The organism is Salmonella sp. A1325, from assembly GCF_056991255.1.
Window position 1 is genome coordinate 182,308 of sequence record NZ_JAMLWO010000010.1, and the last position, 12,380, is coordinate 194,687.

Here is a 12,380-nt window from a genome sequence, read left to right on the forward strand (position 1 = left end):
GGCGCACAGCGTTAAGGCCTGCTGGCGTTGCACGCCACCGGGCTTACCATACGTAATACGGTATGCTGGATAAGGCGTTTACGCCGTCATCCGGCAAATTCAGCGTAGAGCCTTCCTTCAGTATAAGGGTTTAATTGTAAGAAAGAGACAAGGCACCCAATGAGCGCCTTGTATGTTGTAAGGAAAAGTGACGATTTTATGAATCAGTCCGCATCGTAACCCAGGTTCGGCGCCAGCCACCGCTCAACGTCCTCAACGCTCATTCCTTTACGGAAAGCATAATCTGTCACCTGATCGCGTTGGATCTGCGCTACCGCGAAGTATTTGCTCTCAGGATGGCTGAAGTACCAGCCGGAGACCGACGCGCCAGGCCACATGGCGAAAGATTCGGTGAGCTTCATCCCGGTGTGTTTTTCGACATCCAGTAGCTGCCAGATAGTGCCTTTTTCGGTATGTTCCGGGCAGGCAGGATAACCCGGCGCCGGGCGAATCCCCTGGTAGTTTTCGCGGATTAATTCGTCGTTACTCAGGCTCTCGTTCGGCGCATATCCCCAGTAAACCTTACGTACACGTTCATGCAGGTACTCGGCAAACGCTTCCGCCAGACGGTCGGCAATCGCTTTCACCATGATCTTGTTATAGTCGTCGTGTTGCGCTTCGTAAGCATCAGCCAGAGCGTCTTCTTCAAGACCGCCGGTGACGGCAAACGCGCCGATGTAGTCCGCTTTTCCGGACAATTTCGGCGCGACAAAATCCGCCAGACAGTAGTTGGCAAAACCGACTTTCTCAGTCTGCTGGCGCAGGTGGTGGCTGACCGTCAGAACATGAGTACGGGTTTCGTCGCGATAGATTTCGATGTCATCGCCGATGCGGTTCGCCGGGAACAGGCCCACCACGCCACGCGGATTCAACAGTTTCTCGGCGCTCAGTTTATCCAGCATATCATTGGCGTCTTTAAACAGACGCTGCGCCTCAACGCCCACCACCTCATCTTCCAGAATGCGCGGGTATTTGCCGGCCAGCGACCAGGTCATAAAGAACGGCGTCCAGTCGATGTAGTTGCGCAAAGTTTCGATGCTGGCTTCCACCTCCTGCACGCCCAGACGGTGGGCTACTGGCGGAGTGTAGCGTTCCCAATCGAACGCCAGATCGTTATCGCGCGCCGCTTCCAGCGTGACCGGCGGCGTGCGCGGTTTTTTGCGGGCGTGCTGAATACGCACGGTTTCGTACTCTTTGCGGGTACGGGCGACAAAGTCATCGCGCTGGGTGTCGGAGAGTAGCGCCGCCACCACGCCCACGGTACGCGAAGCATTCTGCACGTAGACCGTCGGACCGCTGTAGTTCTGCTCGATTTTCACCGCGGTGTGCGCTTTCGAAGTGGTTGCGCCGCCGATCAGTAGCGGGATAGTAAAACCCTGACGCTCCATCTCTTTCGCCACGTTGACCATTTCGTCCAGCGACGGGGTGATAAGCCCGGAAAGACCAATCAGATCGGCATTCACTTCACGCGCCGTTCTGAGGATTTTCTCCGCTGGCACCATCACGCCAAGATCGACGATTTCGTAGTTGTTACATTGCAGCACCACGCCGACGATATTTTTACCGATATCGTGCACATCGCCCTTCACGGTGGCAATCACCATCTTGCCGTTGCTGGAGCCTTTTTCTTTGCTGGCTTCAATAAACGGCTCCAGGTAGGCCACCGCTTGTTTCATCACACGAGCGGATTTCACCACCTGCGGCAGGAACATTTTCCCTTCGCCGAACAGGTCGCCGACCACATTCATGCCGTCCATCAGCGGGCCTTCAATCACCTCAATCGGGCGGGCGGCCTGCTGACGGGCTTCTTCGGTATCCTGCTCGATAAACTCGGTAATGCCTTTCACCAGCGAGTATTCAAGGCGTTTTTTCACGTCCCAGCTACGCCATTCCGCCTGCTGGGCGTTGGCAGCTTCGTCGGTTTTGCTGCCGCGGTATTTCTCCGCCAAATCCAGCAAACGCTCGGTGCCGTCATCGCGACGGTTAAGAATGACATCTTCAACCGCATCGCGCAGCTCGGCGGGCAGGTCGTCGTAGATAGCCAACTGTCCGGCGTTGACGATGCCCATGTCCATGCCGTTGCGGATGGCGTAGTAGAGGAATACCGCGTGGATAGCCTCACGTACCGGGTCGTTGCCGCGGAACGAGAAGGACACGTTAGACACGCCGCCGGAGATCAGCGCGTGCGGCAACTCGCGTTTAATATCTTCGCAAGCGCCGATAAAGTCCTGCGCGTAGTTGTTGTGCTCTTCAATACCGGTCGCCACGGCGAAAATGTTCGGGTCGAAGATAATGTCTTCCGGCGGGAAGCCTACCTCTTCGGTGAGAATTTTGTAGGCTCGGCGGCAAATCTCAATTTTGCGTTCGCGGGTGTCGGCCTGCCCCTGCTCATCAAAAGCCATCACCACCACTGCCGCGCCATAGCGACGTAGCAACTTCGCATGATGAATAAAGGCTTCCACGCCCTCTTTCATCGAAATAGAGTTGACGATGCCTTTACCCTGAATGCACTTCAGCCCTTTTTCGATAACCTCCCATTTGGAGGAGTCAATCATGATTGGTACACGGGCAATGTCCGGCTCACCGGCAATCAGGCTGAGGAAACGCACCATCGCCGCTTCGGCGTCGAGCATCCCCTCATCCATATTGATATCAATAATCTGCGCACCGCTTTCTACCTGCTGACGGGCGACATCCAGCGCTTCGCTGTATTTCTCTTCTTTGATCAGGCGCTTAAATTTGGCCGAGCCGGTGACGTTAGTACGTTCGCCGACGTTCACAAACAGGCTGTCGTCGCCAATGTTCAGCGGCTCCAGGCCGGAAAGGCGGCAGGCGACCGGGATATCCGGCAGCTGGCGCGGCGGCAAACCGGCAACGGCGCGGCTCATGGCGGCGATATGCTCCGGCGTAGTGCCACAGCAGCCGCCAACGATATTCAGGAAGCCCGCTTCCGCCCATTCGCGAATCTGTTTCGCCATGGTGTCGGCGTCGAGGTCGTACTCGCCGAAAGCGTTCGGCAGGCCGGCGTTCGGGTGCGCGGTGACGTAGCATTCGGCAATCCGCGACAGTTCCTGGACGTACTGGCGCAGTTCATCTGGCCCCAGCGCGCAGTTAAGGCCAAAAGTGAGCGCCTCGGCGTGGCGCAGCGAGTTATAAAAGGCTTCGGTCGTCTGGCCGGAAAGCGTACGGCCAGAGGCGTCGGTGATGGTGCCGGAAATCATGATCGGCAGATCAACGCCCAGCGCTTCAAACTCTTCTTTCACCGCAAACACCGCCGCTTTGGCGTTGAGGGTGTCGAAGACGGTTTCAATCAGGATCAGATCTACGCCACCTTCCACCAGCGCTTTGGTGGATTCGCGGTAGGCGGCCACCAGCTGATCGAAGGTGATATTACGAAACGCCGGGTCGTTGACGTCCGGCGAAATGGAGGCCGTGCGGTTAGTTGGACCAAGCACGCCCGCAACAAAGCGTGGTTTTTCTGGTGTTCGCGCCGTCCATTCATCGGCGCAGGCGCGCGCCAGTTTGGCCGCCGCATAGTTAATTTCCGCCGACAGGGATTCCATCCGGTAATCCGCCATCGCAATGGTTGTCGAGTTAAAGGTGTTGGTTTCGATGATATCCGCGCCAGCCTCAAAGTAGGCGTTGTGGATAGCGGCGATCACCTCCGGCTTGCTGAGTACCAGCAGGTCATTGTTGCCTTTCAGGTCGCAGGGCCAGTCGGCAAAGCGCTCCCCGCGGAAATCTTCTTCATGTAGACGATAGCTCTGGATCATGGTGCCCATACCGCCGTCCAGCACCAGAATACGTTCATTTAACTGCGCACGCAGTTGTTCAACTTTGCTGCTCACACTCGCTCCCGACAACGCTCCACGTAACGAGCCATACTGGCACAAAGCGTGCTGGCGGAAAAGAGAACAACGGGCAACATGAGACATGTTCAGCTTGCTGGCGCTATTGGTTCCGTTTTGCCGGATGGCGGCGCAAGCGCCCTATCCAGCCTACAAATTACTTTGGCGGCTCACAAAGCGTAGGCCTGATAAGCGAAGCGCCATCGGGCATCCTGTGATGTCACTCATCCGATCAGTTCAGGAACTCTTGCATTATAATTGAATAAAACGAAAATGATTTCCACGATACAGAAAAAGGAGTCTGCCATGGTTGCCCCTGTTCCCGCGAAACGCGGGAGAAAACCTGCCGCTACCACTGCACCCGTAACCGGGCAGGTTCAGTCTTTAACTCGCGGTCTGAAGCTGCTGGAGTGGATTGCCGAGTCCAACGGCAGCGTCGCGCTGACCGAACTGGCGCAACAGGCGGGTTTGCCTAATTCCACTACTCACCGTCTACTCACCACCATGCAGCAGCAGGGTTTTGTCCGCCAGGTCGGTGAGCTGGGCCACTGGGCCGTAGGCGCACATGCGTTTATCGTCGGCAGCAGCTTCTTACAGAGCCGTAATCTGCTGGCGATTGTCCATCCGATTTTGCGCAAACTGATGGAGGACTCCGGCGAAACGGTAAACCTTGCCGTACTCGACCAGAGCGACCATCAGGCCATTATTATCGACCAGGTGCAGTGTACGCAGCTGATGCGTATGTCCGCGCCTATTGGCGGCAAGCTGCCCATGCACGCCTCTGGCGCGGGCAAGGCGTTTTTATCACAGCTCAGTGAGGAACAGGTTACCAGTCTGCTGCACCGCAAGGGGTTGCACGCTTATACCCATGCGACGCTGGTGTCGCCGCTGCATCTGAAAGACGATTTGGCCCAGACGCGCAAGCGCGGCTATTCGTTTGACGATGAAGAACATGCGCTCGGTCTGCGCTGCGTGGCCTCGTGTATTTATGACGAACACCGCGAACCGTTTGCGGCCCTCTCTATTTCCGGCCCCTGCTCACGCATTACTGACGATCGCGTCACCGAACTTGGCGCCATGGTGATTAAAGCGGCGAAAGAGGTGACGCTGGCCTATGGTGGAACTCGCTGAAATGAGCAGCCTGAAATTATACTGGCAGGAGAAGTACCCACAGGCCTTCTGTTGGTCTTTCGGTGATTCGCCGGCGCTGGCCGACGAGCTGGCGGCGCTAGTGGTCGCCGGTAAAAAGCGTGGCACCTGTAGCTCGCTGGTTAGCTATCAGAAAGAGCAGCCCCCTGTCACGCCCGGGTCATATCACATTGTGCTCAACGGCACAGGCGACGCCGTGTGCGTCATACGCACGCTGGCGCTCAGGCTGATCCGTTTTAACGAGATGAGCGCCGATCTCGCCGCACTGGAAGGCGAAGGCGATCTTAGCCTGGCGTACTGGCAAGCGGCACACCGAGCCTTTTTTGAGCGCGAGGGTAATTGGTCGCCGGAGATGGAACTGGTTTACGAAGAGTTCGCCGTACTTGAGATCGCGCCGTAACGCACGCTAAAGCGCTGGCGACGACGATAGGCATACACATCTTCTACATGCCCTTCTTTAATACGCGTCTGTAGCGCGCGCCAGTAATCGGCGCGAAACAGGTCGGCATGCATCTCTTCAAACAATGGCCCGATACGCGGATCGGCACACAGCCAGTGACGAAACTCCTCCGGGAAAACATCACCCGGCGAGACGCTATACCAGGGTTCGCTGGCCAGTTCGTCTTCTGGATAACGCGCTGGCGGAATATCGCGGAAATTCACTTCCGTCATGTAGCAAATTTCATCGTAGTCGTAGAACACCACGCGACCATGACGGGTAACGCCAAAGTTTTTAAACAACATATCGCCGGGGAAAATATTAGCGGCGGCAAGCTGGCGAATCGCATTACCATATTCTTCTATCGCATCGCGCAACTGCTGGCCTTCTACCTGTTCCAGCCAGATATTGAGCGGCACCATGCGACGTTCAATATAGAGATGGCGAATGACGATATGTTCCCCAAGATCGGTAATCTTCTCTGGCGCTTCTTGTCGTAACAGCGCCATCAGCGCCGGATCGATTTGCCGTTTATCCAGTACGAAATTCTCAAACTCCTGGGTATCCGCCATACGACCGACGCGATCATGCTCTTTTACCAGTTGATAACAGGCACGCACATGGGCGGCAGACATCTCTTTCTGCGGGGCGAATTTGTCTTTAATGATTTTAAATACCCGGTCGAAACCTGGCAGGGTAAACACCAGCATCACCATGCCGCGGATACCAGGCGCCTCAATAAATTTCTCATCACTTTCAGCCAGATAACATAAATATTCGCGGTAGCTTTCGGTTTTCGCATGTTTCTGGCAGCCAATCGCCATATACAGTTCGGCAGTGGTTTTACCCGGCAGGATTTCACGCAACCACTCAACCAGCGCGGCAGGCAGCGGCGCATACACCATAAAATAAGAGCGGGCAAAACCAAACACAATGCTCGCTTCTGCCGTGGTGGTCAGGCAGGTATCGACAAATAGTTCCCCCTCATCAGTACGATGAATCGGCAGTAAAAACGGCAGCGTACCGTCAGGTGTGGTTAATTTACCTACCAGCCAGGCCGCTTTATTACGGTAAAACAACTCATTCGCCACCTGGACATGGCAGCGAGGTAGCGCGTCCTCGCCCAGTGTTTCAGTCAGGTGCGCGATAATATAGCGGATATCCCGGCTTTTATTCTGCCAGGGCAGACGCAGCGGTAAATCACTGAGTATGCGCATCAACAGCGTCTCCCAACCGTGATCGGGAAAGAAGTCTTTGGCCAGCGGGCGCGGGATAGTACGGAAGCGACGCTCCGGTTGCGAACTGAAAATAAACAACCGCTCGGGTGTTAACGAGCGGTGGTCAAATAACCGGCAATAAACGGAGTTGAAAAAGCTCTCCGCAATCTCGAAGCGCGGGTAATCCGGTAACAGCCGGGTGTAATGCTCTTTAACGCGTAAAAGGAAATCCGCGTCGGTACTTTTGCCATCGGTAATACAGCGCAGTTGCTCCACCACCAAGCCCACATGATGATCATAGAGGTGGATACGGCTTTTCATCGCCTGTTGGACGGCATGCCAGTCGGCCTGTTCAAAACGCTGCTGCGCGCCGGAAGTCACTTCCAGAAATCGACCATACTGCGCGTCAAAGCCTTGCAGGATGGTTTGAGCAATCAGTAATTCCAGGCCACGCGGCATTTTTTTCCCTCATCCGGCACCACGTCATGCCGGATGGCGCGTTCGCTTATCCGGCCTACGCTATCTGTAGGCCCGGTAAGCGCAGCGCCACCGGGCATCAATCAAAACTGCGATTCTTCGGTGGAACCCGTTAATGCGGTAACGGATGACGCGCCGCCCTGAATAATGGTGGTGACTTTGTCGAAGTAACCAGTACCCACTTCCTGCTGGTGGGAAACAAAGGTGTAGCCATCTTTCGCCGCGGCGAACTCGGGTTGTTGAACCTTCTCAACATAGTGTTTCATGCCCTCGCCCTGAGCGTATGCATGCGCCAGGTCGAACATGTTGAACCACATGCTGTGGATGCCCGCCAGGGTAATAAACTGGTATTTGTAACCCATGTCCGACAACTGCTGCTGGAAGCTGGCAATGGTCTTGTCGTCCAGATTCTTCTGCCAGTTGAAGGATGGCGAACAGTTATAGGCCAGCAGTTTGCCCGGATACTTCGCGTGGATAGCATCGGCAAAACGACGCGCCAGTTCGAGATCCGGCGTAGAAGTTTCGCACCATACCAGATCGGCATACGGGGCATACGCCAGACCGCGGCTGATCGCCTGCTCAATGCCCGCATGGGTGCGGTAGAAACCTTCGCTGGTGCGTTCGCCGGTAATAAAACCGCTGTCATAGGGATCGCAGTCGGAGGTGATCAGATCTGCCGCATCCGCATCGGTACGCGCAATCACCAGCGTCGGGACGCCCATCACATCAGCGGCCAGACGCGCAGCAATCAGTTTCTGAATCGCCTCCTGCGTGGGGACCAGCACCTTGCCGCCCATATGGCCGCATTTCTTCACCGACGCCAGCTGATCTTCGAAGTGAACGGCCGCTGCACCGGCTTCAATCATCGATTTCATCAGTTCGAAGGCATTCAGAACGCCGCCAAAACCGGCTTCCGCATCAGCAACGATCGGCAGGAAGTAATCCACATAGCGCGGATCGTTGGGTTCAATACCGGATGCCCACTGGATCTGATCTGCACGACGGAAAGTGTTGTTGATCCGATCCACTACCGCCGGAACAGAGTTTGCCGGGTACAACGATTGATCCGGATACATGCTGGATGCCAGGTTGGCATCTGCCGCCACCTGCCAGCCTGAAAGATAAATCGCCTCAATACCGGCTTTCGCCTGCTGCAACGCCTGACCGCCGGTCAGCGCGCCAAGGCTGTTGATATAGCCTTTTTTCGCTTCACCGTGCAACAGCCGCCACATTTTCGCGGCGCCGAGCTGCGCCAGCGTGCATTCCGGGTTAACCGAGCCGCGTAATTTCACCACCTCCTCCGCGCTGTACGGGCGGGTGATGCCTTCCCAGCGCGGTTGTGTCCACTCTTTCTGTAATTCTTCGATTTGTTGAGTACGGGTTTTCATGTGCAGATGCTCCATATTGTTATGTGGTGAATTAAGCCAGTAAGCGATAGCCCGGCAGGGTGAGGAAGTCGATTAAGTCATCTGAGGTGGTGATTTGCTCCATCAGACGTGCGGCATCGTCGAAGCGCCCGCTGCTGTAGCGGTGCTCGCCCAGTTCGTCCTGGATTACCCGCATCTCTTCCGCCAACATTTCGCGGAAAAGCGCTTTCGTTACGGGTTTTCCATTGCTCAGTGTTTTCTCATGGTGAATCCACTGCCAGATAGAGGTTCGTGAGATTTCCGCCGTCGCGGCATCCTCCATCAGACCGTAAATCGGTACACAGCCATTGCCGGAGATCCACGCTTCAATGTACTGCACTGCCACGCGAATATTGGCGCGCATTCCCGCTTCTGTGCGTTCGCCTTCACATGGCTCCAGTAACTGCTCAGCGGTAATCGGCGCATCTTCATCACGGGTAATGAACAGCTGATTTTTGTGCTCGCCCAGTACCTCGTTAAAGACGGCCATTGCGGTATCCGCCAACCCGGGATGCGCAATCCACGTGCCGTCGTGGCCGTTGTTCGCTTCCAGCGCTTTATCCGCTTTCACTTTGGCAAGGACCTGATTGTTGCGTTCAACGTCTTTGCTCGGGATAAACGCCGCCATACCGCCCATCGCGAACGCGCCGCGCTTGTGACAGGTTTTGATCAGCAGGCGCGAGTAGGCGCTCAGAAACGGTTTGTCCATCGTTACCACCTGCCTGTCCGGCAAGACGCGATCCGGGTGATTTTTCAACGTTTTGATATAGCTGAAAATATAATCCCAGCGACCACAGTTGAGACCGACGATATGATCACGCAGCGCATGAAGAATCTCATCCATCTGGAAAACAGCCGGCAGCGTTTCAATCAACAGGGTCGCTTTGATCGTACCGCGCGGCAGGTTAAAGCGGTCTTCGGCGTAGCTGAAAACTTCACTCCACCAGGCTGCTTCCTGCCAGGCTTGCGTTTTCGGCAGGTAAAAATACGGGCCGCTACCTTTAGCGAGCAGCGCTTTATAGTTGTGGAAAAAGTACAGAGCAAAATCAAACAGGCTGCCGGGAATGGCTTCCCCCCGCCAGGTAACATGTTTTTCTGGCAGATGTAGACCACGTACACGACAAATCAATACGGCCGGATCGGGCTTGAGCTGATAGATTTTTCCGGCTTCGTTGGTATAGCTAATGGTGCCGTTCACCGCATCACGCAGGTTGATTTGACCATCAATAACTTTATTCCAGTCCGGCGCCAGCGAGTCTTCAAAATCCGCCATAAACACTTTCACATTTGCGTTCAGGGCATTAATCACCATTTTACGTTCAACCGGCCCGGTAATTTCTACTCGGCGATCCTGTAAATCCGCCGGAATACCACGAATCTGCCAATTACTTTCTCTAATGGAAGTGGTTTCCGAAATAAAATCAGGCAACTTACCGTTATCAATATCCTGCTGTTGCTGGATACGTGCAGCCAGGAGTTTATTGCGTTTTGGGGTAAAACGGGTGACTAACTCCGTCAAAAACTCGACTGCCTCAGCGGTCAGGACTTGCTTTTCCAGCTCGCCTTGCGGCCTGGTAAAGGTTAATTCATCAGTTGTGGTTGCCTGTGGATTCATCATGCAGCTCCTCGTTGTTGATCCAGATACATCCCCAATGCGAACGAAGGATCACTGTGCGCTTTTCGTTCAACACAACTAAGACTACTCAATTAAATTTCAAAATCAAAAACAATTTCCATTTTTAATTTAATTATACATTAACCTATTGATAACAATATAAATTAAATTTAATTACATGATGAGGTGCGTTTCGGAAATAAAAAAGGCACCCGAAGGTGCCTGATTCAACATGCTGAAACGCTTTAGGATCGTCAGAAGCAGAAGATTAATCCAGGGTTGGATTCATGTGACGCAGATCATATGGCGTAATCTGGTAGACATAATAGTTGAGCCAGTTAGTAAATAGTAAATTACCGTGGCTGCGCCAGGTTGCGCGCGGTATGTTTTGCGGATCGTTTTTCGGGAAATAGTTGTACGGAATATCCGGATTTAACCCGGCCTCAACGTCACGAAAATATTCACCCGCTAACGTATGAGCGTCATATTCAGGATGACCGGTGACAAACGCAATACGTTTATCTTTGCTGGCAAACAGGTACGCATCCCCTTCTTCTGTTTCGGCCAGAATTTCAAGATCCGTATAATCTCGTATTAGCGCCGCCGGGAAATCGGCATAGCGCGAGTGTGGCGCAAGAAACGAATCATCAAAACCACGCGTCAACAGAGCATGAGGATGAAGGATGTGATGTTCATAGACGCCGGAAAGTTTATCTGTACGGGTCTGCTTGGGGATACCATACAGAATATTGAGTGCAGCCTGAACGGCCCAACAGACAAATAGCGTCGAAGTAACGTGATCTTTCGCCCATTCCAGCACCTGCCTAATCTGCGGCCAGTAAGCCACGTCATTAAATTCCACCAGACCCAGCGGCGCTCCGGTCACGATAAGCCCATCAAAGTTCTGATCGCAGATATCGTCGAAGTTACAGTAAAAGTTGTTCAGGTGCTCAGCTGGCGTGTTCCTCGACTCGCGGGCATCTATCCGCAGTAGTTGAATATCGACCTGCAATGGCGAGTTCGATAGCAAGCGCAGAAACTGATTTTCCGTTTCAATCTTCTTCGGCATCAGGTTAAGGATAAGTACCTTTAGCGGGCGAATTTCCTGACCTGATGCGCGAGAAGTCGTCATGACGAAGACATTCTCCTCACGTAAAAAATTGACGGCGGGTAGCTCGTCCAGCACGCGAATCGGCATAACCTGATAACCTCACGACATACGTTTAAACGTTTAGACATCCAGATAGCTGAAGATACTCAGAAATCAGGCGAATGTCGAGTCTGCAAGTTCAAGGTGAGAAAGTTTCACGACAGCATTTGCATTAGAATAGAAGTAAGCAAAAAAGGAGTGAAGATGATGATTAACATTCGCCGTTCAAGGCATGAGGAAGGGGAAAAACTGATTGCGATCTGGCGTCGCTCAGTCGATGCCACGCACGATTTTCTGTCAAACGCTTATCGGGCCGAACTGGAAGAACTGGTGAGCGATTTTCTGCCAGAAGCGCCACTATGGGTTGCCGTGACCGATCAGGATGAGCCGGTAGGATTTATGCTGCTTACCGGCGAACATATGGATGCGCTGTTTGTCGATCCGGACGTGCGTGGTCAGGGTATCGGTAAGAGATTAGTTGAACATGCGTTAACACTGGCGCCGGGGTTGACAACCAATGTTAACGAGCAGAATACACAAGCTGTTGGATTTTATAAGAAAATGGGATTTAAGGTGACGGGACGTTCGGAGGTCGACGATCTTGGGAAACCGTATCCATTGTTGAATTTAATTTATCCGTGAGTAGTGGCGCTGCCTGATAAGTGCATGCAGGCCGGATAAGGCGGAGCCGCCATCCGGCGGTGCAGGTTGCCTGATGGCGCTGCGCTTATCAGGCCTACGGTTTTACAGTTACCACACACGCAAAAAAGCCCATCCGTCAGGATGGGCTTCTTCACTTGTCTGATGCCTGGCAGTTTATGGCGGGCGTCCTGCCCGCCCCCCCTCCGGGCCGTTGCTGCGCAACGTTCAAATCCACTCCCGGCGGAGTTGTCCTCCTCAGGAGAGCGCTCACCGACAGACTACAGATAAAACAAAAGGCCCTGTCTTCCGACAGGGCCTTTTGTTTTATTTGATGCCTGGCAGTTCCCTACTCTCGCATGGGGAGACCCCACACTACCATCGGCGCTACGGCGTTTCAC

8 protein-coding genes are annotated in these 12,380 nt (G+C 54.0%); 3 read left to right on the forward strand and 5 right to left on the reverse strand.

The window, feature by feature from the left end:
• Nucleotides 1-203 precede the first annotated feature (203 nt).
• Entirely contained in the window at nt 204-3,887 is a 3,684-nt protein-coding gene (gene metH / locus NAZ64_RS18335) for a methionine synthase (RefSeq protein WP_220569490.1), read from the reverse strand.
• Between the two features lie 306 nt (nt 3,888-4,193).
• Between metH and iclR the strand changes: the two genes are divergently transcribed.
• Both iclR and NAZ64_RS18345 read left to right on the forward strand, forming a co-directional pair.
• Entirely contained in the window at nt 4,194-5,018 is an 825-nt protein-coding gene (gene iclR, locus NAZ64_RS18340; protein WP_000226434.1) for a glyoxylate bypass operon transcriptional repressor IclR, read from the forward strand.
• Between the two features lie 10 nt (nt 5,019-5,028).
• Complete coding sequence (locus tag NAZ64_RS18345; RefSeq protein ID WP_010989091.1) at nt 5,029-5,436, forward strand: ASCH domain-containing protein; 408 nt, start codon at nt 5,029-5,031, stop codon at nt 5,434-5,436.
• On the opposite strand, the gene aceK is transcribed toward NAZ64_RS18345, so the two are convergent.
• The 4 genes from aceK to metA all read right to left on the reverse strand — a co-directional run bounded on the left by aceK (nt 5,400) and on the right by metA (nt 11,388).
• The gene (aceK, locus tag NAZ64_RS18350; protein WP_001137275.1) at nt 5,400-7,151 is read right to left on the reverse strand and encodes a bifunctional isocitrate dehydrogenase kinase/phosphatase; all 1,752 of its coding nucleotides are present in this window, start codon (nt 7,149-7,151) and stop codon (nt 5,400-5,402) included. The two genes, NAZ64_RS18345 and aceK, sit on opposite strands and share 37 nt — an antisense overlap.
• 101 nt (nt 7,152-7,252) lie before the next feature.
• Nucleotides 7,253-8,557, reverse strand: coding sequence for an isocitrate lyase (aceA, locus tag NAZ64_RS18355; RefSeq protein ID WP_000857878.1), 1,305 nt, complete (start codon nt 8,555-8,557; stop codon nt 7,253-7,255).
• A gap of 31 nt (nt 8,558-8,588) precedes the next feature.
• Nucleotides 8,589-10,190, reverse strand: a complete 1,602-nt coding sequence (aceB, locus tag NAZ64_RS18360) for a malate synthase A (protein WP_001069371.1) — start codon at nt 10,188-10,190, stop codon at nt 8,589-8,591.
• A gap of 268 nt (nt 10,191-10,458) precedes the next feature.
• Entirely contained in the window at nt 10,459-11,388 is a 930-nt protein-coding gene (gene metA, locus NAZ64_RS18365) for a homoserine O-acetyltransferase MetA (RefSeq protein ID WP_001122763.1), read from the reverse strand.
• A gap of 156 nt (nt 11,389-11,544) precedes the next feature.
• On the opposite strand from metA, the gene NAZ64_RS18370 reads away from it, so the two are divergent.
• A complete protein-coding gene (locus tag NAZ64_RS18370) occupies nt 11,545-11,982 on the forward strand; it encodes an acetyltransferase (protein WP_000973248.1) in 438 nt (145 codons plus the stop codon).
• Nucleotides 11,983-12,380: the final 398 nt, after the last annotated feature.